This window comes from Streptomyces sp. NPDC005483 (assembly GCF_040606035.1).
GTDB lineage: Bacteria > Actinomycetota > Actinomycetes > Streptomycetales > Streptomycetaceae > Streptomyces.
This window is the reverse complement of sequence record NZ_JBEXEA010000015.1, coordinates 201,515-228,452: the sequence shown is the minus strand read 5'-3', so window position 1 is coordinate 228,452 and position 26,938 is coordinate 201,515. Positions and strand designations below refer to the sequence as shown.

The following is a 26,938-nucleotide window of genomic DNA, read 5'->3' as shown; positions in this document are numbered from 1 at the left end:
CGGCAGACATACTGATCGTCATCGCACCAGATGAACCGTAGAGAACGAGTGAACCGCGTGGATCTCCTGCCCCCGCCGGCCGGCACCGCCGTCGCACACCGCGCCGACGCGTACGCGGCGGCGCCCCTGCTGAACTGCCTGCTGCGCGAGGTGGCCGTGCCGCTCCCGGAACCCGGCGAGCGCCCGGTGTACCGGCTGCCCGGCGGGCGACTGCTCAGGGTGCGGGGCCACCGGCGGCCCGCCGAGCCCGAGGTGTACGCGGAGGGTGGCTGGCGGCGGGTCGGTCACCCCGAACTCGTGAAGCTCACCGTCGAGGAACTGACCCGGCACACCGGTGGGTCCAACCACGAGCTGCCCGCCGAGATGATCGACAGCCGGGACGCGGTGGCCGCGCTGCTCACGGCCCGGGACCGGGCGACGGCGCCGGGCGACCCGTATCAGCGCTCCGAGCAGTGCCTCATCACCGGCCATCCCCACCACCCCGCCCCCAAGGCCCGCGGCGGCGGCCCCGTCGCCACCTGGCTGCCGTACGCCCCCGAGGCCCATGCCCGTTTCCCGCTGGTCCTGCTCGGGGTGCGCGAGGACGCCGTCGTCGAGGAGGGCGACACCGCGGCCCTCGACGCCCTCGGCGAGGCCCCGCCCGGCTACCGGCTGCTGCCCGCCCACCCCTGGCAGCTCGACCTGGTGGACTGTGCGGAGGCCTTCGAGGACGGCCGCCTGGTCCGGCTCGGCACGACCGGCTTCGAGACCTGGCCGACCGCGGCGATCCGCACGGTGTACGCCCCCTCGCGGGATCTCTTCCTCAAGTTCAGTCTCGACGTCCGCATCACGAACGACATCCGGCGGCTCTGGCGCCACGACCTGCTCAAACTCCGCCGTACGGATGAAGCGGCCGTGACCGCCTTCGACGCGAGCCCCGGCAGTGCCGCCTGGCTGAGTGACCGCGGCTACCGCACCGCCGACTTCGCCTTCGAGGAGCTGGCCGTACTGGTCCGCGACGGTCTGCGCGACCATGTACGGCCCGGGACGACCCCGCTGCTCGCCGCGGCCCTGGTGGAGGGCTTCGAGGGCAACCCGCTCGACGCCGCCGAGGATCCGGCGGCCTGGTGGGAGGCGTACCTGGGCGTGGTCGTCCCGCCCGCCCTCGCGGCCTTCGCCGACCACGGCGTCGTACTCGAGGCGCATCTCCAGAACACCCTGGTCGCCGTGGACGCCGACGGTACGCCCGTGCAGGCGCTGTTCCGGGACGCGGAGGGCGTGAAGCTGCTGCCGGACGTCCCGCGCGCGGCCGGGTGGGAGCGGCTGGTGTACTGCCTGGTCGTGAACCACCTGTGCGAGGTCGCCGCGGCCCTCGCCGAACGCCGGCCGGGCTTCGATCCCTGGCCCGCCGCCCGCCGCGAACTGTCCCGCCACGACCTCCCCGAAGCCACCGCCCTCCTCACCGCGCCCACCCTGCCGGGCAAGACGAACCTGCTCCTGAGGTGGACGGGGGCCGACGGGGCGGACGCCCGCTACCTGCCGCTGCCGAACCCACTGGCCGGCACGTGATCCGAGGCGCCCTCTGGTAAAGGCCTCCTCAGCATCCGCCGTCCGGTGAACCCCCGGACGGCATTGTCCTCCCATCAGTACCCCCTGGGGGTAGGGTGCGTAATCACTGATCGGCGAGAACGGCACAGGTGATCCCATGGCGAGGCGAGCGGGGCGCAGCGGAGGCGGGGCCGCCCGCCGGGCGTGTGTTTCCTCGCTGCCCGGCATGGCGCAGGCTGCCTTGCCCGCCACGGGCCACGCCGCGCCCGGCATGTCCGGCAAGGAGGAACCGTCCTTCTCCAGCAGTCTTCCGTCGGCCCTGTCCGGGCATGCTCCCGGCGCTGTGGTGAGCCGAACTCGGCCCGGTCTGTCCGTCCTGCCGCAGCTGTGCATATAGGCCGCCCGCACGGCGCTCGATGCGCCGTGCCGCCGCGTCCCCCATCCGCAGGTGCACAGCAGAGGACAACGAAAAATGGACAGCATCAACCGCCGCTCCGTCCTGCTCGCCGGACTGGGAGCCGTCGGCGCCGGCGCGCTCACCGTCTGCGGCAGCGGCTCCAGCGCCGAGGGCGACACCCTGGCCGGCCCCTCCGGATCCGCGGTCGCCGCCCCCGAGAAGAAGCGGCCCCGCACCGGACAGCAGCAGCAGCTCACCCTGGCCGCCGTACCCACGATCATCGACCTGGGCGATGGGGTCACGCCCGAGACCTGGGCCTTCGACGGACGCCCCCTGGGCAAGGAGGTCCGGCTCTCCGTCGGTGACACCCTGGTCGCCGAGCTGTCCAACCAGCTCCCGGCCGGGACCACCACGTCGGTCCACTGCCACGGCATCGCCCTGCGCAACGACATGGACGGCGCCCCGCCGGTCACCCAGAGCCCCGTCCGGACCGGCGAGAGCTTCACCTACAGGGTCGTCGCCGACACCCCAGGCACCTACTTCCTGCACCCGCACGTCGGAGTCCAGCTCGACCGCGGCCTGTACGCCCCGCTGATCGTCGAGGACCCCGACGAGGCCCTCGGCTACGACGAGGAGTGGGTCGTCCTCCTCGACGACTGGCTCGACGGTGTCACCGGCACGCCGGACGAGGTCTTCGCGGAACTCAGGCACGGCATGGGCGGCATGGGCATGGGCGGCACGGAGACGGGCGGGAGCGCCCCCAGCTCCAGTGGCACGCGGAGCCACGACATGGGGGACATGGGCGGCATGGGCATGGGAGGCGGCTCCGCGCCCCCCTCCGCCTCGGCCTCCTCGGCCGGCAGCATGCCGACGAAGTTCATGCTCATGGGTGCCACCAGCGACCTGCTCGGCGGTGACGCCGGCGACGTGAAGTACCCGTACCACCTGATCAACGGCCGCGTGGCGACCGACCCTGACGTCTACACGAGCCGGCCCGGCAAGAAGGTACGACTGCGGATCATCAACGCCGGCTCGGACACCGCCTACCGGGTCGCCCTCGGCGGCCACAGGCTGACCATCACCCACACCGACGGCTTCCCGGTCGAGCAGCAGGAGGTGGACGCCCTGCTGATCGGCATGGGCGAGCGGTACGACGTCCTGGTCACCCTCGGCGACGGCGTCTTCCCGCTCGTCGCGCTCGCCGAGGGCAAGGACGCGAACGGCCTGGCCCTCGTGCGTACCGGCGCCGGGGGCAAGCCCTCGGCGAGCGTCCGCCCGACGGAACTCGACGGCATGATCATGACGGCGTCCGAGCTGCGCGCCGTCGACGACGTGCGCCTGAAGGCCGCCGGGACCGACGTCACGCACCGGATCAGGTTCACCGGCAACATGACGGAGTACAACTGGGCCATCAACGGCATGCCGTTCGACATGAACGATCCCGGGGCGCATCCCATCGTCGTCCACGAGGGGCAGCGCGTACGGCTCGACTTCATCAACGGCACCGACATGTGGCATCCGGTGCACCTGCACGGCCACACGTACCAGATCGGCGATTCCGGGCCCCGCAAGGACACCGCGATCGTGCTGCCCCGGCACAAGGTGTCCGTCTTCCTCGACGCCGACAACCCGGGCCAGTGGATGCTGCACTGCCACAACGCCTACCACGGTGAGGCCGGGATGATGGCGAACCTGGCCTATCAAGCCTGACCGGCCCCCGGGCGGGGCGTGTGAGGCCGGGCATCGATCTCGGTGATCAGGGCGTCGATGCGGGTCCTGATCTCGTCGCGAATCGGGCGGACGGACTCGACGCCCTTGCCCGCCGGGTCCTCCAGGGCCCAGTCGAGGTACTTCCTTCCCGGGAAGACCGGGCAGGCGTCGCCGCGGCCCATCGTGATGACGTAGTCGGACGCCTGGACGGCTTCGGTGGTCAGGATCTTCGGCCGGGCCTCGGAGATGTCGATGCCGAGCCCCTTCATGGCCTCGACCGCGGCGGGGTTGACCTGCGGCCCCGCTCATCGACCCGAACGTCCACTCCTGCGGCACCGTCCGCCCGCACGGGGTCAACGAGCTCTCCCACCCGGAGAAGGACGTCTACCTGGTCGGCATGAAGTCCTACGGCCGTGCTCCCACGTTCCTCGCCATGACCGGTCACGAGCAGGTCCGGTCCGTCGCCGCCGCGATCGCCGGCGACCAGGAGGCGGCGGAGCGCGTCGAGTTGACGCTGCCGGAGACGGGCGTCTGCGGCGGTGCCGGTCTGTTCGACGAGACCGATGCCGCCGCGAGCGGCGAGGCCGGGGGCTGCTGCGCGGCTCCGGCCACCCTGCGGATCGGCGTCGGCGCCCCGGCCGGCGGCTGCTGAGCCCTACGGGGTGACCAGCGCCTTGCCGGCCAGGTAGACCGTGTTGGTCGCGGTGCGGCCTTGCAGCGGGTTGTCGAACTCGACGACGTGCGCCGCCACTTGGGCGAAGACCCCCTTGAGTGCGAAGGTGAACTGGTCATCGGGCGGATCGTTCGACCACAGGGCGAACAGGCCGTCGGGGTGGAGGTGTGCGGCCAGGGCGCGGAGCCCGGCCGGCTGGTAGAGCGCCGCGTGGCGTGGGTGCAGAACGTGGCGCGGTGAGTGGTCGACGTCCAGCAGGATGGCGTGGAAGCGGCGGCCTGGCCGCTCCGGGTCCAGGCCGCCGGGATCAGCGGCCAAGGCGAAGAAGTCGCCGTGCACCAGACGGCAGCGGGTGTCCGACGCCAGCCCGGCGCCGAGCGGGACCAGGCCGCGCCGGTGCCAGTCGATGACTTCGGCGAGCGCGTCGATCACCGTCAGCGAGCGGACCCGGGGGTCGTCCAGCGCCGCCCGGGCGGTGTAGCCGAGTCCGAGGCCGCCGACCGCGACGTCCAGTTCGGCGCCCGGGAGCTCGGCCAGGGCGAGTTCCGCCAGTGCGATCTCGCCGCTGGTGAAGAGGCTGGACATCAGGAACTCGTCGCCGAGTTTCACCTCGTACACGTCCTCGCCCGACTCCGGATGGCGCCGCCGCCGCAGGCTGATCTCGCCGATCGGCGTCGGTTGCCAGTCGATCTCCTCGAAACGCAGACTCATCCGTTCACCTTTCCGGCGTCGTTGGCGTCCTGGTGCCGGCATCCGGCGGGGCGGCCCCGGGTGTGTCCCCGCCTGGACGCGGTGGAGGACCCGGGGCCGGGGGCGGTCAGGCGTCGATGATGACCGGGATGATGAGGGGCTTGCGGCGGTGGGTGCGGAACGCCCAGTTCGCCACGGCGCGGGCGAGGAGCTGTTCGAGCTGATGCGGATCCCCGACGCCTTCCTCGGCCGCGGTGGCCAGGGCCTTCTCGATGACGGGGACGACCGGCTCGAAGGTGGCGTCGTCGTGGACGAACCCACGGGCCAGGAAGTCGGGGGCCTCGGCGAGGGCGCCGGTGTCCGCGTCGACGATCGCCACCACCGTGACCACGCCTTCGGAGGCGAGGGTGAGGCGGTCCTTGAGGGAGGCTTCGGTGGCGCCGCCGACCTCCATGCCGTCCACGTAGACGTTCCCGGCGGGAACCTTGCCGGTGATGGACGCGCGCCCGTCGACGAGGTCCACGACGACACCGTCCTCGGCGATGACGACGCGGTCCGGGTCGACACCGGTACGGATGGCGAGGTCGCCGTTGGCCCGCAGGTGACGCCATTCGCCGTGTACGGGCATGACGTTGCGGGGCTTGACGATGTTGTAGCAGTAGACGAGTTCGCCGGCGCTGGCGTGCCCGGAGACGTGCACCTTGGCGTTGCCCTTGTGGACGACGTGGGCGCCCCACCGGGTCAGTCCGTTGATCACCCGGTAGATGGCGTTCTCGTTGCCGGGGATGAGGGAGCTGGCGAGCAGGACGGTGTCGCCCTTGCCGATGCGGATCTGGTGGTCGCGGGTGGCCATCCGCGACAGGGCGGCCATCGGTTCGCCCTGGGAGCCGGTGCACACCAGAGTGATCTTGTGGTCCGGGAGCTTCTCCAGCTCCTTCGTGCTCACGACCAGACCGGACGGGACCTTCAGATAGCCCAGGTCACGGGCGATGCCCATGTTGCGGACCATCGAACGGCCGACGAAGGCGACCTTGCGGCCGTGCTGGTGGGCGGCGTCCAGGACCTGCTGGATGCGGTGCACATGGCTGGCGAAGCTGGAGACGATGACCCGGCGCGGCGCGGTGCGCATCACCTGCTCGATCGCCGGGTTCAACTCACGCTCGGAGGTGGTGAAGCCGGGTACCTCGGCGTTGGTGGAGTCGGTGAGGAACAGGTCCACACCCTCCTCGCCGAGGCGGGCGAAGGCGCGCAGGTCGGTGATGCGGTCGTCGAGCGGGAACTGGTCCATCTTGAAGTCGCCGGTGTGCAGCACCATCCCGGCACCGGTGCGGATGGCGACCGCGAGGCTGTCCGGGATGGAGTGGTTGACCGCCACGAACTCGCAGTCGAAGGGCCCGAACCCGCGCCGGTCGCCCTCCCGCACCCGCACCGCGCGCGGACGGATGCCGTGCTCCTTGAGCTTGGCCTCCAGGAACGCCAGCGTCAGCTTGGAACCGACGACGGGGATGTCGCGCCGCTCGCGCAGCAGGTACGGCACGCCGCCGATGTGGTCCTCGTGGCCGTGGGTGAGGACGATGGCCACGACGTCGTCCAGCCGGTCCCGGATCGAGGTGAAGTCCGGCAGGATCACGTCCACGCCGGGCTGGGTCTCCTCGGGGAACAGCACGCCGCAGTCGACGATGAGCAGCTTGCCGGCGTATTCGAAGACGGTCATGTTGCGGCCGATCTCACCCAGGCCGCCCAGGGCGACGACGCGCAGCCCTCCCTCGGGAAGCGGCGGGGCGGCTTTCAGTTCGGGGTGTGGGTGGCTCATACCTTGACGTTACCCGGAGAGTGGGACGGGTTGATCCACTGCCTGCCGTGTGACGGGTCGGACGCTCCTCGTCGGTCACCCTCGGTTACTATGCTCTCTTCATGCCGGAGGCCGGCGGTACGGGGCGCCTCCGAACCAACCGTGGACCAAGGTCGATGAATCGGATGGCCTGAGACATGCTGAGAGAGGTCACCGCGACCCGCTACGTCGAGCCCCTGCGCTCCGGCGGCTCGGTGCCCGGCGTCGTCGAGGCCGATGACCTGGGCACCTACGTCGTGAAGTTCACCGGTTCCGCCCAGGGCCGGAAGGCGCTGGTCGCCGAGGTGATCGTCGGCGAGCTGGCGCGGGCACTGGGGCTGCGCTTCCCCGAGCTGGTGCTCGTGCAGTTCGACCCGGAGATCGCCGACAGCGAGCCGCACCAGGAGGTGCGGGACCTGCACGCGGTGAGCGCCGGCGTGAACCTCGGCATGGACTATCTGCCGGGTGCGCGTGACTTCACCCCCGAGATCGCCAGGACCTTCCCGGTGGATCCGCTGGAGGCCGGCCGGGTCGTCTGGCTCGACGCGCTGACCGTCAACGTCGACCGTACGGTCCACAGCTCGAACCTGATGGTCTGGCCGACGCTCGGCATCGCGCCCCCGCGGCTATGGCTGATCGACCACGGTGCCGCCCTCGTCTTCCACCACCGCTGGGAGGGCACGGACCCGGCGAAGTCCTACGACTTCCGCCACCACGCCCTCGGCCACTACGGCCCGGACGTGCGCGCCGCCGACGCGGAACTGGCGCCCCGCGTCACTCCCGATCTCCTGCGTGAGGTCACCGCGGCGGTCCCCGACGCCTGGCTCACCGACTTCGCGACCCCGGCCGAGGCGCGCGAGGCCTATGTGACGTACCTCCACACGCGCGTGCGGGCCTCCGAGTCATGGCTGCCCACCGACTTCCCCACCCGGGAGGAACTCGCCGCCGAGGAGGCCCGGCGGGCGGAGAGAACACAGGAAGGCCGGCCCGAGTGGCTGAAGCGGGTCCCCGACCTGCACGGCAAACCGGCCGCGGAACAGGATTGGTCGGTGCACCTGAAATGAGTGGCCGTGTCGAGATCGAGTACTGCACCCAGTGCCGCTGGCTGCCGCGCGCGGCCTGGCTGGCGCAGGAACTGCTCACGACCTTCGAGACCGAGCTGACGGAACTGGCCCTGAAGCCCGGCAAGGGCGGGATCTTCGTCGTGCGCGTCGACGACGAGGTGGTCTGGGACCGGCGTGAGCAGGGCTTCCCGGAGCCCACGGCGGTCAAGCAGGCCGTACGCGACCGAGTGGCCCCGGGAAAGTCCCTGGGCCACTCGGACAAGTGAGCCTGGTGAAGATCAGCCGCGCAGCTGCTCGTACGCCGGCAGCGTGAGGAAGTCGGCGTAGTTCTCGTCCAGCGAGACTTCCAGCAGCAGGTCGTGGGCCTGCTGCCAGTGACCGGCGGCGAACGCCTCCTCGCCGAGCTCGGCACGGATGTTCGCGAGCTCCTCGGCGGCGACCTTGCGGGCCAGCTCCGGGGTGGCCCGCTCGCCGTTCTCGAACTCGACGCCCGCGTTGATCCACTGCCAGATCTGCGAACGGGAGATCTCCGCGGTGGCCGCGTCCTCCATGAGGTTGAAGATGGCCACCGCGCCGAGGCCGCGCAGCCAGGCCTCGATGTACCGGATGCCGACCTGGACGGCGTTGACCAGGCCGTTGTACGTCGGCCTGGCCTTCAGCGAGTCGATCGCGATGAGGTCGGCCGCCTCGACGTGGACGTCCTCGCGCAGGCGGTCCTTCTGGTGGGGCTTGTCGCCGAGCACCTTGTCGAAGGACTCCATGGCGATCGGGACCAGGTCGGGGTGGGCGACCCAGGAACCGTCGAAGCCGTCTGAGGCCTCGCGGTCCTTGTCGGCGCGGACCTTCTCGAAGGCGACCTTGTTGACCTCGGCGTCCCGGCGCGACGGGATGAAGGCCGCCATGCCGCCGATCGCGTGCGCGCCCCGCTTGTGGCAGGTACGGACGAGGAGTTCGGTGTACGCGCGCATGAACGGGGCGGTCATCGTGACCGCGTTGCGGTCGGGGAGGACGAACTTGGCGCCGCCGTCACGGAAGTTCTTGACGATGGAGAACAGGTAGTCCCAGCGGCCCGCGTTCAACCCGGAGGCGTGGTCGCGGAGTTCGTAGAGGATCTCCTCCATCTCGTACGCGGCCGTGATCGTCTCGATCAGGACGGTCGCGCGGATGGTGCCCTGCGGGATGCCGCAGTACTCCTGCGCGAAGACGAACACGTCGTTCCACAGGCGGGCTTCGAGGTGCGACTCGGTCTTCGGGAGGTAGAAGTACGGGCCCTTGCCGAGGTCGAGCAGCCGCTGGGCGTTGTGGAAGAAGTACAGGCCGAAGTCGACGAGTGCGCCGGGGACCTGGGCGCCGTTCGCGTCGACCAGGTGGCGTTCGTTCAGGTGCCAGCCGCGGGGACGCATGACGACAGTGGCGAGCTCTTCGCCGGCCTTGAGCGCGTAGGACTTGCCCGACTTCTCGTCGGTGAAGTCGATGTTCCGGGTGTACGCGTCCGCGAGGTTGACCTGGCCGAGGACGACGTTCTCCCACGTCGGCGCCGAGGCGTCCTCGAAGTCCGCGAGCCACACCTTGGCGCCGGAGTTCAGGGCGTTGATGGTCATCTTGCGGTCGGTGGGGCCGGTGATCTCGACCCGGCGGTCGTCCAGGGCCGCGGGGGAGGGGGCCACCTTCCAGGAGTCGTCCGCGCGGATCGCGGCGGTCTCCGGGAGGAAGTCGAGCGTGGAGGTGCGGGCGATCTCGGCGCGGCGCTCGGCGCGGCGGGCGAGGAGCTCGTCACGCCGGGGCGTGAACCGGCGGTGCAGCTCGGCCACGAAGGCGAGGGCCGCCTCGGTGAGGACCTCCTCCTGCCGCGGCAGGGGCTCGGCGTCGACGATGGCCAGCGGGGACGGCGCTGGTGCGGACATGAGCTGTCACTTCCTTCAGCGGTGGCACCGGGTGCCAGTCGAACCGGGTACGCGAGCGGCGCCCCTCGCAGAGGTAGGGCGCTTCTGAACAGTGGATACTAGTTTCCTCATCGTGGAAGTTCAATGGTTTGTTGATGTCGAGATTCTCCGGGTCGAGCGAAAGTGGCTCTGCGTGCCACCGCGTTCACTCAAGGTGCGCCAGATCCTCCGGCGTGTCGATGTCGTAGGGCTCGGCCACGTCCCCGCACTCGACGAGGGTGACGGCACGCTGGTGCTCCTTCAGGTAGGCGCGTGCCCCCCGGTCACCGGTCGCAGTCGCCGCGATCCCGGCCCAGTGCGCGGCACCGAAGAGGACGGGATGGCCGCGTACGCCGTCGTAGGCGGCCGAGGCGAGCGAAGTCTCGTCCTCGTACGCGGTGAGCACCCGGCGAACGGCGTCCGCTCCGATACCGGGCTGGTCGACGAGCGAGACCAGCGCGGCCCGCGCTGTCGTGCCGGCGAGCGAGTCGAGCCCCGCCCGCAGTGACGACCCCATGCCGTCGGCCCACTCCGGGTTCTCCACGAGCACGCAGCCACCGAGCTCGGCCCGCTTCCGTACGGCCGCCGCGGCCGCTCCCAGGACCACGTGCACACGGGTGCAGCCGGCCGTGCGCAGGACGCCGACCGCGTGTTCGACGAGCGGGCGGCCCCGGTGTTCGAGCAGTGCCTTGGGCCGCCCCCCGAGCCGTCGCCCGCCGCCTGCAGCAAGGAGCAGTCCGGCGACCTGCTGTTCGTTCTCCGTCATGCGTCCTGCATACCTGACGCGCCGGCGTGCGCCGGGTTTCCACGGGCTGAATTTCGGTCCGTACGGTGGCGCGCGGCGCCTTGCGTGGCGTTTACTGACCCGCGTCCCTCGGGGTCTGACCGCCGCCAAGGGGCTTCACGACGGTGGGGGCGCACGAAGGCGTGCAAGGGGGAGAGCTGTGTTGCGGAGCTTGGGGCAGAGGCCAGTGACCGGCAGCGAGAACGATCAGAGAGTGGCGGAACTGCGGACCGCCGTGTCCCGGCTGCGCCGTGAACTCGCCGCGCACCCGGCCGAGTTCCCCGACCGGGGCATCGCCGAGGACGAACTCGCCGCGCTGGCCGCCATGGCGATCGACGGCACGCCCGAAGTCCCGCGTCTGCGGCGGTCGTTACTGCTGATCGCCGGAGCGATCGGGTCGGTGAGCGCGCTGTCGCGGGGGCTGACCGACGTACGCAGGGCCGTGGAGTTGTTCGGGGAGCCGCGGCGCTAGGTCAGGTTGTCGGTCGGTGTACCGCCCCGGCCTGGGGCGGGACCGTCACGCCGGGTTCTGGCTGGCCAGTGCCTCCGACAGCTCCGCCGCCACCTGCTGGAGCACCGGCACGATCTTCTCGGTGGCCGCCTCGGTGACCCGCCCCGCCGGGCCGGAGATCGAGATCGCCGCCGCGGTGGGGGAGTTGGGCACCGAGACCGCGAGGCAGCGGACGCCGATCTCCTGCTCGTTGTCGTCGACCGCGTAGCCCTGGCCGCGCACGTCCTGCAGGGCGGCGAGGAAGCCGTCCGGCGTGGTGATCGTCTTCTCCGTCGCGGCCGGCATACCGGTCCGGGCGAGCAGGGCGCGCACCTCGTCGTCGGGGGTGTGGGCGAGCAGGGCCTTGCCGACGCCCGTGGAGTGCGGCAGGACGCGCCGGCCGACCTCGGTGAACATCCGCATCGAGTGCTTCGACGGCACCTGGGCGACGTAGACGATCTCGTCCCCGTCGAGCAGCGCCATGTTGGCCGTCTCGCCGGTCTCCTCGACCAGGCGGGCGAGGTAGGGGCGGGCCCAGGTGCCCAGCAGTCGGGCGGCCGACTCGCCGAGGCGGATCAGGCGCGGGCCGAGGGCGTAGCGCCGGTTGGCCTGCTGGCGGACGTATCCGCAGGTCACGAGGGTCCGCATCAGGCGGTGGATGGTGGGCAGCGGCAGTCCGCTGCTCGCGGACAGTTCGCTCAGTCCGACTTCTCCGCCCGCGTCCGCCATCCGCTCCAGCAGATCGAAGGCGCGCTCGAGGGACTGGACCCCGCCACCGGCGGACTTGGCGGAGTCGGTGGTGCTGGCGCTGGACGTCGGCACGGCGCGTTCCTTTCGGGGCTGCCTGTCGGGTCTGGGCAGGAGGGCAGAAGCCTACCCGGCAGTCGGTTGACTCCCCGCTGGTGCATAGTTACGTTCTGCTTGTCGGAAGTCTAATTCCGCTTTGTGGAAACGTCTAGAGCGGCAACGTGTGGTGCATCGTGAGGAAGTGTGCCCTTGACGGCGCTCGACCGGGAGTGAAGACTCCTTCAACAGAAAGTTGAATTCCGTTACGCGGAAGTTAACGGCGGCAGAGAGGGGTCCGGGTGTCCGACATCGAACTGGTGCTGCGCTCGACGCGCGTCATCACACCCGAGGGGACGCGGCCCGCGTCCGTCGCGGTCGCCGCCGGGCGGATCACGGCCGTACTGCCGTACGAGGCTCCCGTGACCGAGGGCGCCCGCCTGGAGGACCTCGGCGACGACGTCCTGCTGCCCGGCCTGGTCGACACCCACGTGCACGTCAACGACCCCGGCCGCACCGAGTGGGAGGGCTTCTGGACCGCCACGCGCGCGGCGGCGGCCGGCGGCATCACCACCCTCGTCGACATGCCGCTCAACTCCCTCCCGCCCACGACGACGGTCGACCACCTCCGCGCGAAGCGGGAGGTCGCCGCCGACAAGGCCCACATCGATGTCGGATTCTGGGGCGGCGCCCTGCCCGACAACGTCAAGGACCTGCGTCCGCTGCACGAATCGGGTGTCTTCGGCTTCAAGGCGTTCCTGTCACCGTCGGGCGTCGACGAGTTCCCGCATCTCGACCAGGACGGGCTCGCCCGCTCCCTGGCCGAGATCGCCTCCTTCGGCGGCCTGCTGATCGTGCACGCCGAGGACCCCCACCACCTGGAGGCCGCCCCGCAGCAGGCCGGACCCAGGTACGCCGACTTCCTCGCATCCCGTCCGCGTGACGCCGAGGACACGGCGATCGCCCAACTCATCGCCCAGGCGAAGCGGTTGGACGCGCGCGTGCACGTCCTGCACCTGTCGTCGAGCGACGCGCTCCCGCTGATCGCCCAGGCCAAGGCGGACGGCGTCCGCGTCACCGTCGAGACCTGCCCGCACTACCTCACCCTCACCGCCGAGGAAGTCCCGGACGGGGCGAGCGAGTTCAAGTGCTGCCCGCCCATCCGGGAGTCCGCCAACCAGGACCTGCTGTGGCAGGCGCTGGCCGACGGCACCATCGACTGCGTGGTCACCGACCACTCCCCGTCCACCGCCGACCTCAAGACGGACGACTTCGCCACCGCGTGGGGCGGCATCTCGGGCCTCCAGCTGAGCCTGGCGGCGGTCTGGACCGAGGCCCGCAAGCGCGGTCACTCACTGGAGGACGTGGTCCGCTGGATGTCCGCGCGGACGTCCCAGCTCGTGGGCCTGGACCGAAAGGGCGCCATCGAGGCCGGCCGCGACGCCGACTTCGCGGTCCTCGCACCCGACGACACCTTCACCGTCGACCCGGCGGCCCTCCAGCACCGCAACCGCGTCACGGCGTACGCGGGCAAGACCCTGTACGGCGTGGTCAAGTCGACCTGGCTGCGCGGCGAACGCATCGTGGCGGACGGCGAGTTCACGGCCCCGAAGGGCCAACTGCTCACCCGTACACCCTGATTCCACCCGCACCGGCCCACTCCTGAAAGGCACGCATACGTGACGGCGATCCCGAGTTTCACCGGCGACGCGAATCCGTACGGAGGCGGTGACCCGTACGCGGACTACCGCACCGCCGACTTCCCCTTCACCCGGTACGCCGACCTCGCCGCACGGACGCTCGGTGCCGCAGTCATCGCCGCCAACGACGAGTTCTTCGCCCAGCGCGAGAACCTGCTCATGCCCGGGCGCGCCGAGTTCGACCCCGAGCACTTCGGACACAAGGGCAAGATCATGGACGGCTGGGAGACCCGGCGCCGCCGCGGTGCCTCGGCCGACCACCCCTGGCCGACGCCGGAGGACCACGACTGGGCGCTGGTGCGGCTCGGCGCGCCCGGCGTGATCCGGGGGATCGTCGTCGACACGGCGCACTTCCGCGGCAACTACCCGCAGGCGGTGTCGGTCGAGGGCGCGTCCGTGGCAGGCTCCCCGTCCCCGCAGGAACTGCTGGGCGACGACGTGAAGTGGACGACCCTGGTCCCCCGTACGCCGGTCGGCGGCCACGCGGCGAACGGCTTCCCGGTGTCGCTGGAACAGCGCTTCACGCACTTGCGGGTCAACCAGCACCCCGACGGCGGCATCGCCCGCCTGCGCGTGTACGGCGAGGTCGTCCCGGACCCGGCATGGCTGGAGGTCCTCGGCACCTTCGACGTGGTCGCCCTGGAGAACGGCGGCCAGGCGGAGGACGCGTCGAACCTCTTCTACTCACCGGCCTCGAACACCATCCAGCCGGGGCGTTCCCGCAAGATGGACGACGGTTGGGAGACCCGCCGCCGCCGTGACCGGGGCAACGACTGGATCCGCTACCGTCTCGTGGCCCAGTCCCAGATCCGGGCCGTCGAGATCGACACGGCGTATCTGAAGGGGAACAGCGCGGGCTGGGCGTCGGTTTCGGTGCGCGACGGCGAGGACGGCGACTGGCGCGAGATCCTCCCGCGCACCCGTCTGCAGCCCGACACGAACCACCGCTTCGTGCTGCCGGCCCCGGCGGTGGGCACGCACGCGCGCGTGGACATCTTCCCGGACGGGGGGATCTCGCGCCTGAGGCTGTTCGGTTCGCTGACGGAGGGCGGCGCGGCGGCGCTGTCTGCGAGGCACCAGGAGCTGGGCGGCTGAGGTCAGCTCCTCCGGCGTTCGAGGAGCGGGCCGAGGCCCCCACCGCGTCGACCACCCACCCGGACGTGGCGCAGCATAGCGCCACTCCGACGGAGAGGCCTGAGACGATCCGGGTGATGCTCTCGGTGAGCTGGGAGGGTGGCGCCAGGTGGCCCACCAGTCCCATCGTGCTGATCAGGGTCGGCGCGATGGCCATGCCCGCCATGAAGAGCATCCCCGCCAGTGCCGCGAGATCCGGCGCGAGCAACAGCGGTGTCATCGTCACCGCCATCGCCCAGACGCTGACCCAGCAACCGCCGCGTGATCGCCCCCGGGGTCTGATCGGGCCGAAGACCGCGCCCGCCAGGCCCGAGCCGAACGCGTAAACGCCCAGCAGCAGACCGGAGAGCGCCTTGTGATGGTGTGCGTCGGCGTACGCCACCGGCAGGACCTCCACCGAACCGAAAGACGCGCCCACCGAGGTCGCCGTCAGCGCCAGCAGGCCGAGCCCCGGGATGCGTAGCGCCCAGCCCCGGGCGCGTTGCGGCCCGGGGTGCACCGGCGGTTCCGTACGCCGGTGAACAGCAGGACGCCGACGGTGAGCAGGACCGCGGCCGTCAGCGGTCCTGCCGCAGAGCAGGCGCTGGTCGACAGCGTGATCGCCAGGGCTGGGCCGACGACGTAGACCACCTCGTCGAGCACCGACTCCAGCGCGTACGTGTGCAAACAGTCGCGGTGACTCCCGGTGAAGCTCCGCCCAGCGCGACCTGACGAGCGCGCCCACGCTGGGCATGCAGCCCGCTGCCGCCGCCGCGACGTAAAGCGTCCAGTCCGGCGCGGTGTACAGGGCGACGATGCCGACGCCGATCATCGACTGCGGAGGCGTGACAGGAAGGCTGCGGTGGAGAAAAGCAGACTGCCTGCAGGCGAGGAGATCCGGCAGTAATCGCAGAGCATGGACTCCATGCTCCGTCAGGAGCCGATTGTCGCTGGGCGGACGCGGTCCGGTTACCCCGTCCTCCCTATGCCCATTTTCACGCATGGCGCGGTATCCCGCGAGGCGTCGCGGTATCTCTCCGCGCGTGCGGAGAATGGCAACCCGGGTAAGCTGGTCAAAAGACACGTCGATGTCTCGGCGAGGAGAAGCCCGCATAACGGCGACCGTGTATGCCGGCGAACTTGTACACCGCGATCCTGTTCACAGGCGACCAGGGCCGGCTCCCGGCCCGAAGAATTCTCCTTTGGCGGCCCGATCCACGGGCTTCTCCGCCGCCCGGTGCCGTTCGCCCGGCTAGGCCGCCCGACAAGTGGCCCTCTCAGGAGGTTAGTTGGGATGAACGCGCGACTTCGAAGCCAGGCTGCGATGGCTGTTGTCAGCACATGCGTCGTCGTACTGACAGGGTTCTACTACACATTCCCGCAACATCGGATGATCTTCGTCGCCATTGGAGCGACCGGCGTCATCGGTATTGTCCTCGGTATCTTTCTCAACCACCCTGCGCACCGACTCCCCTGGCTGTTGCTCGCCGCGGGAAACTGCGCCTTCGCCGCCGGCCAGGCCACGCAGATCATCCTCATCGAGTTGCGACAGGAGGATATCTCGTTTCCGTCGATCGCCGACGGCTTCTATCTCGCGGCATATCCGCTGTATGCGGCCGGACTGCTGAGCTTCGTCCACTGGCGCACGAGTTGGCGCGACCGCGCGAGCCTCGTCGACGCGCTGACGCTGACAGCCGGTCTGGCGCTGCTGTCGTGGCTCTTCCTCATCGATCCGTATGCCCGCCTCGAGGGCCTCACTTGGGTGCAGAAGGCGTTCTCCATCGCCTATCCGCTCGGCGACATCCTCGTACTGGCGATGCTGCTGCGCCTGCTCGCCGGCCATGGCGGCAAGAGCCGCTCGCTCATGCTCCTCACCGCGGGCACCCTCGGCCTGCTCACCGCCGACGTGGCTTACGGCCTGATCCAACTGAACGGGACCTGGCGCACGGGTACCGCGATCGATCTCGGCTGGGCCGTTCTGTACGGAGCCTGGGCGGCTGCCGCGCTCGACCCGACCATGCGGTCGCTGACTCAGCCGGTGGCATGGCGCGCCGAGACCGGCATGGGGCGGCTGAGCCTGCTCGCCCTGGCGTCGTTGATCGCGCCGGCCATCCTCCTGACGGAGGCGGTGCGTGGCGTGAGGTCCAACGCCGGTGTCATCGGGGTGTTCTCCGCGGTGCTCTTCCTCCTCGTGCTCTACCGCCTGGCGGGCGTGGTGGCAACCCACCGGCGGGCCGTCGGCCGGGAGAAGGTGCTGCGCAACGCGGTGTCGTCGCTGGGCGGAGCGAGCGATCTGCGGGATCTGGCCGCCGCCGTCCACTGCGCGGTGGCGGAGTTGATGTCGCACGGCTCACAGCGTTCCGCGCTGCTCACCCTGCCGGACAACACGCTCTGGACGAACGGCGAGCACGGCGGCGTACACAGGCACCTGTCCGCGCGGGCGACCGCCGGCGTACGGGGACTGATCGCGTCCGGCGAGAGCCGCCTGGTGACCCTCGACGGTGCGGGATCCGATCTTGCCGCCTGTCTCACCGCCCCGGACGAGGAGCCGGCCCACGCCGGCCACGTGCTGGTCTGCCCGCTCGCCTCGCAGGATCACCCCTCTGCTGATCCGCTGATCGGCGCGCTGATCGTGGCCGGGAACGAGCATGACCTGCTCGTGTTCCGCGACACGCTGGCGACTCTCGCCGCGCAGACGGCACTTGCCGCCGCGCGGGTCAGCCTCGCCCAGGAGGTCAACCGGCGCAACAGCGAGATGTACTTCCGCACGCTGGTGCAGAACGCCTCCGACGTCATCCTGATACTCGACGACGACGACCGGGTCCGTTACGCCAGCCCCTCCGCCGACCAGATACTGGGCGTTCCGAACCTGGAGGGCACCCAGCTCATCGAACTGGTTCCCCCGCAGGACAGCCGCGAGGTGGTCGAGACGCTCGGCCGGATACGGAGCCGCGAGTACCAGACCAGGCGCGAGCACTGGCGCATGGTCCGCACCGACCGGGCGACCATCGAGGTCGAGGTGAGGTGGAGCGACCTGCGTGAGGAGGCCACCGTTGGTGGGGTGGTGCTCACCCTGCGGGACGTGACCGAGCAGCGCAAGCTCGAACGCGAACTCACCCACCAGGCGTTCCATGACTCGCTCACCGGCCTGGCCAACCGCGTGCTCTTCCAGGAGCGGATCAACCACGCCCTGGTGCAGGCTCAGCGCGAGGGCACGGTGGTCGGCGTGCTCTTCGTCGACGTGGACGACTTCAAGGTCGTCAACGACATACACGGCCACGGTGTGGGCGACGAACTCCTGGTCGCGCTGTCACTCCGGCTGCAGACCACCGTCCGCGCCTCCGACACCGCCGCGCGTATCGGCGGCGACGAGTTCGCACTGCTGGTGGAGGGCTCCGTCACGCCTGAAGGCGTGGAGCGGTTCACCGAACACGTGATGACAGCGTTCGCCGAGCCGTTCCGGCTCAGTGTGGGGCCGGTGAGTACGTACGCCAGTGTCGGCGTCGCGACGACGGAGGACAGCATCGACTCGGTCGAACTGCTGACTCACGCCGATCTCGCGCTGTACGCGGCGAAGACGGCGGGCAAGCGCCAGTGGCGCCGCTACCACCCGGAGCTGCAGAGCGGCATGGCCGAGCGGGCCAAGTTGCAGGAGGGCCTCGACAGTTCGTCGATCGAGACGTCGTTCATGGTGCTCTACCAGCCCATCGTGGAGCTGACCAGTGGGCGGATCGCCGGCTTCGAGGCGCTCGTTCGCTGGCCTCATGCCACGCGCGGCATGGTGCTGCCGGAGCAGTTCATCACGCTGGCCGAGGAGAGCGGGCAGATCGTCCCGCTCGGCGCCTGGGTGCTTGATCAGGCCGCGGCCGAGGCTGTCCGGTGGGAGGACTCCGTGCTGCACCACGGGACGGCCGACCGCAAGGCACCTTACGTCAGCGTGAATGTGTCGCCGCGTCAGTTCCGGGACGACGAGTTCTACAACGTGGTGCGGCGTGCTCTGCAACTCTCCGGCATCGAACCGTCGTCTCTCGTACTGGAACTGACCGAGAATGTGCTGATGTACAACGACGAGCGCATCCTGGCTGAGATGAGTGCGCTGACCGACCTCGGGATACGCTTCGCGATCGACGATTTCGGAACGGGCTACTCGTCGCTGAGCTATCTGCGTGAGTTCCCGATCTCGATACTCAAGATCGACAAGTCGTTCGTCGACCAACTCGCGCGCTCGCCCGAACAGTACGCACTGGTCGAGGGCATCACGCATCTCGCCGACACACTCGGCCTCACGGTGATCGCCGAAGGAGTGGAGGACGTGAGGCAGCAGGAATCGCTGATCTCCATGGGCTGCCGACTCGGCCAGGGGTATCTCTTCGCCGAGCCGGTCAGTGCCGAGGAGGCGGAGCAGCTCATCCTCGCGCCGCCGCTCGGCCGCCTGGCAGGATCGCCCGGGGCGCCCGCGGAGAGGAAGCGGTGATGGCGGCGGCCCTCTCCCTCGAGGGACGCAGGTCGGGCTCCGTAGGACGCCGTGCGAGGTAGGAGGCCCGAGGTGACGGAACGTGAGCGCCTGTCGGCAGAGTCGGCTGCGCGGTGTGTCGTGCTGCGCAACGACGAGGAGCAGTACGCGATCTGGCCCGCCGACCGCCGGATTCCGGCCGGGTGGCGTCAGCTCGGCGCACCGGCGTCCGCCAGGTGGTGCGGGAATCTGCTCGACCGCCTGTGGACCGACATGCGGCCCGCGAGTGCCCGCGCCAAGGGGCGGCCCCCGGGACCCGGGCGGGGCACCGTGCCCGAGCTGGTCCGGGAGTGGGCGCGGCGCGAGCCGTCCGCTCTCGCGGTGCTCTCGGACGAGGGCCGGCTCAGCTACGCCGAGCTGACCGGCCGCGCGGACCGGCTTGCCTGCCGGCTGCGGGAGGCGGGCGCCGAGGCGGAGTCCGTCGTCATCGTGTGCCTCGACCGCGTGCCCGAGCTGATCGTCGCGCTGCTGGCGGTGCTGAGCTCCGGCGGCGCCCTCCTGCCTCTCGACCCGGCGACTCCGCGGCATCGGATGGCCGGACTCGTCGGGGACAGCGGTTCACGCCTCATCGTCTCGAGCCGCGAGCACGCCCCGATGTTCGTCGGGTGCGATGCGCGGATCGTCCACGCCGGGGAACGGGCCACGCAGGCGCCACCGGAGGGAGCGTGGCCGGCAACCGGCCCCCGGCCGGACGACCTCGCCTACGTGATCTACACCTCCGGATCCACCGGATCTCCCAAGGGAGTGATGATCACCCACCGGTCGCTGGCCCACTCCCTCACCGCGGCGGCCCGGGCATACGAACTGGGGCCTGGCGACCGGGTGCTGCACGCCGCGGCGCTCGGCTTCGACACCTCGCTGGAGCAGATCTTCGCCACGCTGATCAGCGGCGCGACACTCGTCCTCGCGGGAACGCATACGTGGGCGCCCACCGACCTGCTGCACCGCCTCCCGGAGCACGGGATCACCGTCGCCGACCTGACCCCCGCGTACTGGCATCGGATCGTCTCCGTCCCGGACCGCGACGAGAGCCTCGCGTCGCTCAGGCTCATCATCGTCGGCGGCGAGATCGTCACCGCGAAGGACTGCCGCGCCATTCTGCACCGGATCCCCGGCGCGCGGCTCGTCAACGCCTACGGACTCACCGAGACCACCATCACCTCCACGCTCTGCGACCTGAACGAGGAAGTGCTCGCCGCGCCGGACACCGCCGTTGCCCCGATCGGCAGGCCCCTGGAGGGGAATCGCGTCCACCTGCTCGACGCCGAACTGCGCCCGGTGCCACCGGGTGAGCGCGGCGAGATATACCTCGGCGGCCCGGGACTGGCGCGCGGTATCTGGCGCCAACCCGCCCTGACCGCACAGCAGTTCCTGCCCGACCCGCATGGCTCGGCGCCCGGGGACCGGATGTATCGCACCGGGGATCTGGGCCGCTGGCGCTCGGACGGCAACCTGGAAGTCCTGGGCCGGGTCGACGATCAGATGAAGATCCGCGGGTTCCGGGTCGACCCGGCAGAGGTCGAGGCCGCGCTCGTCTCCCTCCCGGAGATCGGCCAGGCGATGGTGGTGGCCCGGACGCGCGCAGGCGGCGACCGGGACCTCGTCGCGTACTTCACGCCGACCTCGCCGCCGGCCGGCGGCGAGGAGGTGCTGCGCGCACGGCTGCGGTCGGCACTCGCCGAGGTTCTGCCGGGCCACATGATCCCGGCGGCCTTCCACGCGGTGGAGAGGCTGCCCGTCACGCCCGGCGGAAAACTCGATCGCAGGGCCGTGCCGGAACCCGTGACCGCGGCGCCGACGACCGGCGCCGACGACCGTCCGGTACCGCAGGGGATGGCCCAGCTGTGGGGCCAGATCCTGGATGTGGACTATGTCCGTCCGCACGACGACTTCTTCGAGCTGGGCGGCAACTCGCTGCTGGCCATGGAGATGCTCGCCCGGACCCGTGTCGTGTTCGGCATCGGTGTCACACAGATCCGCGACCTGACCCGTTCCCTGCTGCGCCATCCGACGCTCGCCGCATTCGCCGAGTCCGTGCGCCAGGCGCGTGGCGGCACACTGGCTCAGCCGGACGGCGGGAGCGTCGACTTCACCGCCGAGACCGATCGGCACGTTCCGGCAGTGGGCCGTGACGCGCCGGCTGCGGACCACCGGCGTCCCGGCGATGTCCTCCTCACCGGGGCGACGGGGTTCTGCGGCGCGCACATGATCGACGAGCTGCTGCGCAGGACGACGGGGCGGATCCTCTGCCTGGTCAGGGCCTCCGACGAGCAGCGCGGCATGGAACGGATCCGCGCGAGCCACCGGCGGTACGTCCTCAGCGATCTGTCCAGCGAGCGCGTCCAGCCGGTCGTAGGCGACCTGGGCAAGCCCGGACTGGGGCTGTCCCCAAGCCGGTTCGAGGAGCTGGCCTCGACCATCGACGCCGTCTACCACTTCGGCGGCCAGGTCAACTTCATCTATCCGTACCACGAGTTGCGCGCGGCCAACGTCGACGGAACATACGAGATCATCCGCCTCGCCGCCGGCCGGGCCGTCCCCGTCCACTTCACCTCCAGCATGGCCGTGCTCGCCGGATTCGGGCCGGCCGGGGTGCGCGAGGTGACGGAGAACACGCCGCTGCGCTTCCCCGAGTATCTGTCGGTGGGATACGTGGAGACCAAATGGGTCGGCGAAGCGCTGCTGAAGAAGGCATCCGACGCGGGCCTGCCGGTCGCCGTCTACCGCCTGATGGACATCACGGGCCGCAATGGAACAGGCGTGATGAACACCAGCAGCGAGCTGGCCGCCCTCTTCGACTTCATCGCGCGGACCGGGCTGTGCCCGGACGTCCGGCTGCCGCTGGACTTCCTGCCTGCCGACCACCTCGTCCGCGCGATCGGACACATCTCCACCCGCCATCCCGCTCGCGGCGAGGTCTACCACCTCACCAACCCCCGTCCCACGATGCTGAATTCGCTCGCCGAGCGTCTGCGTCGGCGGGGATACCCGGTCCAGGAGATCCCGTACACAGAGTGGATCGCCGCTCTGGTGAAGTACGCGGCCGGGCACCCCACCGACCCGATCACCCCGTTCGTCCCGCTCTTCGTCGACCGGTGCGCGCGCGCCGACATCACCGTGAGCGAGATGTACTTCCAGGGCGTTTTCACCGAGTTCACCCGCTGCAACGCCCAACGGGCGCTGGTGGAGGCCGGGATCGACATCCCGCCGGTGGACGCGGAGATGATGGACCGCTACATCGACTTCCTCGAGCAGGCCGACGACTTCCGGCCGGTGGAGAGCCAGGGGCAGGGAGCGGCACAGTGGTGAGCCAATGCCCTCGCTGGGACGCGCTGGACGTACTGGAGGCGGCGCCCGGTGGTCCGGTGGCCTTCGGCGCCGACCTGAGTCCCGCCGGCCTCCTGGCGGCGTACCGCGCCGGGGCCTATCCGTTCCCGGCTTCCGACGATTACACCCGCGCCCTCAACGAGGTTGTCTTCGCCGATCAGGTCCAGGAGGGCCGGATCCCGCTCGTCGGCGAGGAATTGGCCGATCCCTACGCCGTCTCCTGGTGGTCGCCCGACCCCAGGCCGGTGCTGCCCGTCTCGGCCACGCACCTCAGCCGGAGCCTCGCCCGGCGGCTGCGCAACCGGCTGCAGTGGTCGACCAGCCTGGACCGGCGGTTCGAGGGGGTCGTCCGCGAATGCCGTGCCGGCCGCGCCCCCTTGTGGCTCACCGACGAGCTGATCGCGAGCCTGGTCCGCCTGCACGATCTGGGTCATGCCCACAGCGTCGAGGTGTGGGAGGACGGCGATCTGATCGGCGGCGTCTTCGGCCTGCGGGTCGGATCGGTCTTCAGCATGGACTCGATGTTCTTCCACCGTGCCGGTGCCGCGAAGGTCGCGGTGACCGACCTCGCCGCGCGCTTCGCACAGGCCGGCGGCGAGCTGCTCGACGCGCAGCGGGACAGCCCGCACGTCCGCGACCTCGGCGCCATTCTCGTACCGCGGGAGCAGTACGTGCAGCACCTCCGGCACGCCACGCGCGACAGCCGCCCGATGCCCACCGCCATCCTGCCCGCCCGCCGCCTCGCCCGTCCGACGGGATCGAGCTGATCGCCTTCGTCGCCTTGCTCACCCCCGCACCGTGCGAGGTGCGCGAGCGTCACCAGGAGAGGTGGCGACCCGAGGTTCCGTACGGGTGAGGCGCGGTAGTCGCAGGCCTCGGCCGGCACGTGGTGCCGGAGGCCCGCTTCGAGGCGGTCGTCGTCACCGGTGGGCGCCGGGTTCACGTGGTCACGGCGGATGCCTCGGCCCGGGCCCGCCGGGTCCGCGGCCGCGCGGCGTCCGGCTGGGGTTGATGGGTTATATGTGGCGAAAGTGCCCTATTGATTCTAATTTGTGACTGACGGTCTGACTTCGTGAACAGGACGGTGATGTACCCACCTCGCGTGCTCGTGATCGATGACGACCCCGACGTGAGCGCCCTGCTGGCGCGGCACTTCCGCGAGCGGGGATGCGCCGTGGTCGTCGCGTCCTCGGGGGAGGAGGGCCTGGGACTCGCCTTCGCCGACCCGCCGGACATCGCGGTCGTCGACGTGATGCTTCCCGGCATCGACGGACGGGACGTACTCCGGAGCCTGCGGGCGGACGAGCGTACGAAGGGATGCCGGCTGGTCGTCTCCTCGGTGCTCGACCCGGAGGACCTGGTCGGCCTTGGGGACGAGGTGCTGGCCAAGCCGTTCAGGCAGTCTGCGGTGGCGCGGCTTCTGGATTCCTACCGGAGTTCCGTGGCCCAGGAGTCCCAGGAGGATTAATGGCTCGTGTCCTGATAGCCGACGACGACTCGGACATCCGGGATCTGGTGGCCTTCAAGCTGACCCAGAGCGGTCACGAGGTCACGGCCGTCGAGGACGGCATGGCCGCCCTCAAGGTGGCCCGCACGCAGCCGGTGGACCTCGCGCTGCTCGACGTACGGATGCCGGGGATGTCCGGCCTGGACGTCTGCCGGGAGCTGCGCGAGGCACCCGAGACCGCGACCCTCCCCGTCATCATGATCACCGCCCGCTCCCAGGAGGGCGACGTCGAGGTCGGTTTCGCGGCGGGCGCCGACGACTACATCATCAAGCCGTTCAGCCCGCGGGAGCTGTCCAGCCGGGTCACCGCGGTGCTCAACCGGGTGGAACGGTGATCCCGAACGGGATTGTCCGCAGCGCGCTGCTGTGCCTGCCGGCTGTCATCCTGGCGCTCAGCCTGCTGATCGTCTCCAACCGCTGCGTCCGCAGACTGAGGCTGCGACGACGTGAGCGGCGAGCGGAACCCGTGCGCGGTGTGCTGCTGCAGCTCCTGTGCGCCGAGGAGGACGAGCAGAGCGAACTGCTGCGACGGCTGGCGAAGGTCGACAAACGGACCTGGACCGCCCTCGAACCGTCTGTGACGGCGCTGCTGGGCAAGGTCTCCGGCGCCGCCCGCACGGCACTGGTCCGGCTGTACGAGGAGCGCGGGGCCGCCGTGGAGGCCGTCGCCGACCTCGAGAGCCGCAGCGCGGCCGGGCGGGGGCGTGCCGCACAGGTGCTCGGCCAGCTCTCGCACCGAGCCGCGGAGCGGTCGCTGTGCCGTCTGCTGGCCGACCGCGACCGCGAAGTCCGCCTTGCCGCCGTGAGGGCGCTGGGCCGCTGCGGGGGCCCGGCGGCCGTGCCGCACCTCCTGGACTCGCTCAAGGGATCGCGGACCGTGCCGCCCGGAGCGGTCACCGGCGCTCTGGTCTCGCTGGGCCCGGAGGCGCAGCGGAGTGTCGCGGCCGGGCTGGACCACCCCGAACCACTCGCCAGAGCTGTGGCCGTCGAGGTCCTCGGCGCGACCGGCGTGGTCTCCCGTACGTCCGAGATCGCCCGCGCCCTGCGTGCGGACCCTTCCGACGAGGTACGGATCAGAGCAGCCCGCGCGCTCGGCAGACTGGGCATGCCCGACGGCCTGGAACCGCTTCTGCAGGCCGTCAGGCCCGGTCAGCCGCTCGCCCTGCGCGTCGTGGCTACCGGAGCCCTGGGCAGTCTCGGCGCCGTCTCCGCGACGGACCGGCTGGCGGAGTTGCTCGGCGACTCCAACCGGCATGTGGCGTCGACAGCGGCCCGCTCGTTGCTGCGGCTCGGTCCGACCGGGCAGACGGCGCTGCACACGGCCGCGGCGGGCGCCCGGGGCGAGGAGGTCGCCGCGCAGGCCAGGGCCGCGCTCGCCGAGGCCGCGGTCGCGGGCTCCCGGCACGACGTCCGCGTGGAGGTGCCGTTGTGAGCACCGTGTCCGCCGAGCCGTGGGAGTCGCTGCTGGGCGCGGCGCACACGATGGTCTCCATCTGCGACAACGTGATCATCAGCTACTTCCTCGTCATCAACACCGGCCAGCTGGTCTTGATCCTCATCGCCCTCGGGGAGTTCGTCAGACGGCTGCGCCGCGCATCCTTCGCGGGCTACGACGACGCCGCGACCAGCACCTTCACTCCGCCCGTGTCATTGATCATGCCTGCTTACAACGAGGCGGCCGGCATCGTCGAGGCGGTGCGCTCCATGCTGCTACTGCGCTATCCGATGTTCGAGGTCATCGTCGTCGACGACGGATCCACCGACGGCACGCTGGACGTCCTGCAGGAGGCCTTCGACCTCACCGAGGTCGAGTACGTGGTGTCGTACGACGTCCCCACCCGCGGTGAGATCCTTTCGGTCAACCTGCCCAGGGGCGGCCCGGTGCCCCTGGTGGTGGCCCGCAAGGAGAACGGCAAGGGCAAGGCCGACGCGCTCAACGCCGGGATCAACCTGGCGCGCTATCCGCTGGTGTGCCTGGTGGACGCCGACTCGATCCTGGATGCGGAGGCGTTGCTCACCGTGGCCAAACCGTTCGGCGACGACCCGGTGCGGATGGTGGGCACCGGCGGTGTGATCGGCATCGCCAACGGCTGCCGTGTGGTCGCCGGGCGTGTGGTCGAGCCGCACGTCCCCGCCGAACTGCTCGCACGCATTCAGGTCGTCGAGTATCTGCGCGCCTTCTTTCTGGGCCGCACCGGATGGTCCAAGATCGGCGGTCTGCTGATCATCTCCGGTGCCTTCGGACTCTTCCGCCGGGACGCCGTGGTGGCGGCGGGCGGGATGGACGCCAACTGCATCGGCGAGGACGCCGAGCTGGTCATCCGGCTCCACCGGGACATGCGGCGGCAGCGCCGCGCGTACCGCATCGCCTTCGTCACCGAGCCGATCTCCTGGACCGAGGCGCCCACGCGACTTGCCGACCTGGCATCCCAGCGACGTCGGTGGCACCGCGGGCTGACCGAGATCATGCTCAAGCACTGGCGCATGATCGGAAATCCCCGCTACGGCGTCGTCGGCATGCTGGCACTGCCCTTCTACCTCTTCTTCGAACTGCTGGCACCGCTGGTGGAACTCTCGGGTCTGGTGCTGGTTCCGCTGAGCGTCCTGATCGGCGCGGTGAACGTGGACTTCCTGTGGAAGTTCCTCCTCGCCGCCTACGCCTATGCGGCGGTGGTCAGCCTCGTGTCGGTCGCGGTGGAGGAATACGCCTTCCACCGGTTCACGCACTGGCGGGACGTCTGGGGCGCCTTCGTCGGGGTGGTCGCCGAGAATCTGGGCTACCGCCAGCTCACGGCATGGTGGCGGCTGCGCGGCATGTGGGACGCGCTGCACCGGACCCCCCCAGGTGTGGACGCCGCTGACCCGCACGGGATTCGACTCGTCCGGCCGAGGTGAATGAAGGCGGAG

At 70.5% G+C, this 26,938-nt stretch carries 21 protein-coding genes and 2 pseudogenes; 16 read left to right on the top strand and 7 right to left on the bottom strand.

Going from position 1 to position 26,938, the window contains the following annotated elements; all coding sequences use genetic code 11:
• Positions 1-30: 30 nt before the first annotated feature.
• On the top strand, positions 31-1,548 hold the full coding sequence (locus ABZT06_RS28105; protein WP_355746581.1) for an IucA/IucC family protein: 1,518 nt from the start codon (positions 31-33) through the stop codon (positions 1,546-1,548).
• 451 nt (positions 1,549-1,999) lie between these two features.
• Complete coding sequence (locus ABZT06_RS28100) at positions 2,000-3,634, top strand: multicopper oxidase family protein (protein WP_355746578.1); 1,635 nt, start codon at positions 2,000-2,002, stop codon at positions 3,632-3,634.
• Here ABZT06_RS28100 and ABZT06_RS28095 read toward each other — a convergent pair.
• Positions 3,625-3,930 (bottom strand): annotated as a pseudogene (locus ABZT06_RS28095) (phosphotyrosine protein phosphatase); the annotation flags it as partial. The gene ABZT06_RS28100 and the pseudogene ABZT06_RS28095 sit on opposite strands and share 10 nt — an antisense overlap.
• A gap of 2 nt (positions 3,931-3,932) precedes the next feature.
• Between ABZT06_RS28095 and ABZT06_RS28090 the strand changes: the two are divergent.
• Positions 3,933-4,286: pseudogene (locus ABZT06_RS28090) on the top strand (flavoprotein); the annotation flags it as partial.
• Between the two features lie 3 nt (positions 4,287-4,289).
• On the opposite strand, the gene ABZT06_RS28085 reads toward ABZT06_RS28090, so the two are convergent.
• Positions 4,290-5,018: a spermidine synthase gene (locus ABZT06_RS28085; RefSeq protein ID WP_355746575.1), complete on the bottom strand. Its 729-nt coding sequence runs from the start codon at positions 5,016-5,018 to the stop codon at positions 4,290-4,292.
• Positions 5,019-5,124: 106 nt separating this feature from the next.
• Entirely contained in the window at positions 5,125-6,810 is a 1,686-nt protein-coding gene (locus ABZT06_RS28080) for a ribonuclease J (protein ID WP_355746573.1), read from the bottom strand.
• A gap of 176 nt (positions 6,811-6,986) precedes the next feature.
• Between ABZT06_RS28080 and ABZT06_RS28075 the strand changes: the two genes are divergently transcribed.
• Together ABZT06_RS28075 and ABZT06_RS28070 are read left to right on the top strand one after the other, a co-directional pair.
• The gene (locus tag ABZT06_RS28075) at positions 6,987-7,892 is read left to right on the top strand and encodes a HipA family kinase (protein WP_355746570.1); all 906 of its coding nucleotides are present in this window, start codon (positions 6,987-6,989) and stop codon (positions 7,890-7,892) included.
• Positions 7,889-8,158, top strand: coding sequence for a SelT/SelW/SelH family protein (locus ABZT06_RS28070; RefSeq protein WP_355746567.1), 270 nt, complete (start codon positions 7,889-7,891; stop codon positions 8,156-8,158). Before ABZT06_RS28075 ends, ABZT06_RS28070 begins: the two co-directional genes overlap by 4 nt.
• Before the next feature lie 12 nt (positions 8,159-8,170).
• Here the strand turns inward: ABZT06_RS28070 and aceB are convergent, their stop codons facing one another.
• Together aceB and ABZT06_RS28060 are read right to left on the bottom strand one after the other, a co-directional pair.
• Positions 8,171-9,796: a malate synthase A gene (gene aceB / locus ABZT06_RS28065; protein ID WP_355746564.1), complete on the bottom strand. Its 1,626-nt coding sequence runs from the start codon at positions 9,794-9,796 to the stop codon at positions 8,171-8,173.
• 184 nt (positions 9,797-9,980) lie between these two features.
• Entirely contained in the window at positions 9,981-10,580 is a 600-nt protein-coding gene (locus ABZT06_RS28060) for a nucleotidyltransferase family protein (RefSeq protein ID WP_355746561.1), read from the bottom strand.
• Positions 10,581-10,785: 205 nt separating this feature from the next.
• On the opposite strand from ABZT06_RS28060, the gene ABZT06_RS28055 reads away from it, so the two are divergent.
• Entirely contained in the window at positions 10,786-11,070 is a 285-nt protein-coding gene (locus ABZT06_RS28055; RefSeq protein WP_355746558.1) for a DUF5955 family protein, read from the top strand.
• A gap of 45 nt (positions 11,071-11,115) precedes the next feature.
• On the opposite strand, the gene ABZT06_RS28050 is transcribed toward ABZT06_RS28055, so the two are convergent.
• The gene (locus ABZT06_RS28050; RefSeq protein ID WP_355746555.1) at positions 11,116-11,910 is read right to left on the bottom strand and encodes an IclR family transcriptional regulator; all 795 of its coding nucleotides are present in this window, start codon (positions 11,908-11,910) and stop codon (positions 11,116-11,118) included.
• A 263-nt stretch (positions 11,911-12,173) separates the two neighbouring features.
• Between ABZT06_RS28050 and allB the strand changes: the two genes are divergently transcribed.
• From allB to ABZT06_RS28035, 3 genes are all read left to right on the top strand, one after another.
• Positions 12,174-13,511, top strand: coding sequence for an allantoinase AllB (allB, locus tag ABZT06_RS28045; protein ID WP_355746551.1), 1,338 nt, complete (start codon positions 12,174-12,176; stop codon positions 13,509-13,511).
• 39 nt (positions 13,512-13,550) lie between these two features.
• Positions 13,551-14,666 (top strand): allantoicase, encoded by a 1,116-nt coding sequence (alc, locus tag ABZT06_RS28040; RefSeq protein WP_355746548.1) that lies wholly within the window; start codon positions 13,551-13,553, stop codon positions 14,664-14,666.
• Between the two features lie 116 nt (positions 14,667-14,782).
• Entirely contained in the window at positions 14,783-15,031 is a 249-nt protein-coding gene (locus tag ABZT06_RS28035; RefSeq protein ID WP_355746545.1) for a hypothetical protein, read from the top strand.
• A 103-nt stretch (positions 15,032-15,134) separates the two neighbouring features.
• Here ABZT06_RS28035 and ABZT06_RS28030 read toward each other — a convergent pair whose 3' ends face one another.
• Entirely contained in the window at positions 15,135-15,371 is a 237-nt protein-coding gene (locus ABZT06_RS28030) for a hypothetical protein (RefSeq protein ID WP_355746542.1), read from the bottom strand.
• Between the two features lie 550 nt (positions 15,372-15,921).
• Here ABZT06_RS28030 and ABZT06_RS28025 point away from each other — a divergent pair.
• The 7 genes from ABZT06_RS28025 (at position 15,922) to ABZT06_RS27995 (ending at position 26,926) form a co-directional block, all read left to right on the top strand.
• Positions 15,922-19,158: an EAL domain-containing protein gene (locus ABZT06_RS28025; protein WP_355746539.1), complete on the top strand. Its 3,237-nt coding sequence runs from the start codon at positions 15,922-15,924 to the stop codon at positions 19,156-19,158.
• 72 nt (positions 19,159-19,230) lie between these two features.
• Positions 19,231-22,506, top strand: coding sequence for an amino acid adenylation domain-containing protein (locus ABZT06_RS28020; RefSeq protein WP_355746536.1), 3,276 nt, complete (start codon positions 19,231-19,233; stop codon positions 22,504-22,506).
• On the top strand, positions 22,503-23,291 hold the full coding sequence (locus tag ABZT06_RS28015) for a leucyl/phenylalanyl-tRNA--protein transferase (protein WP_355746533.1): 789 nt from the start codon (positions 22,503-22,505) through the stop codon (positions 23,289-23,291). Before ABZT06_RS28020 ends, ABZT06_RS28015 begins: the two co-directional genes overlap by 4 nt.
• 335 nt (positions 23,292-23,626) lie before the next feature.
• Entirely contained in the window at positions 23,627-23,992 is a 366-nt protein-coding gene (locus ABZT06_RS28010) for a response regulator (RefSeq protein ID WP_355746530.1), read from the top strand.
• A complete protein-coding gene (locus tag ABZT06_RS28005) occupies positions 23,992-24,366 on the top strand; it encodes a response regulator (RefSeq protein WP_355746527.1) in 375 nt (124 codons plus the stop codon). The genes ABZT06_RS28010 and ABZT06_RS28005 overlap by 1 nt, the downstream gene beginning before the upstream one ends.
• Positions 24,363-25,463, top strand: a complete 1,101-nt coding sequence (locus ABZT06_RS28000) for a HEAT repeat domain-containing protein (protein WP_355746524.1) — start codon at positions 24,363-24,365, stop codon at positions 25,461-25,463. Before ABZT06_RS28005 ends, ABZT06_RS28000 begins: the two co-directional genes overlap by 4 nt.
• Entirely contained in the window at positions 25,460-26,926 is a 1,467-nt protein-coding gene (locus ABZT06_RS27995; RefSeq protein ID WP_355746521.1) for a glycosyltransferase family 2 protein, read from the top strand. Before ABZT06_RS28000 ends, ABZT06_RS27995 begins: the two co-directional genes overlap by 4 nt.
• Positions 26,927-26,938: the final 12 nt, after the last annotated feature.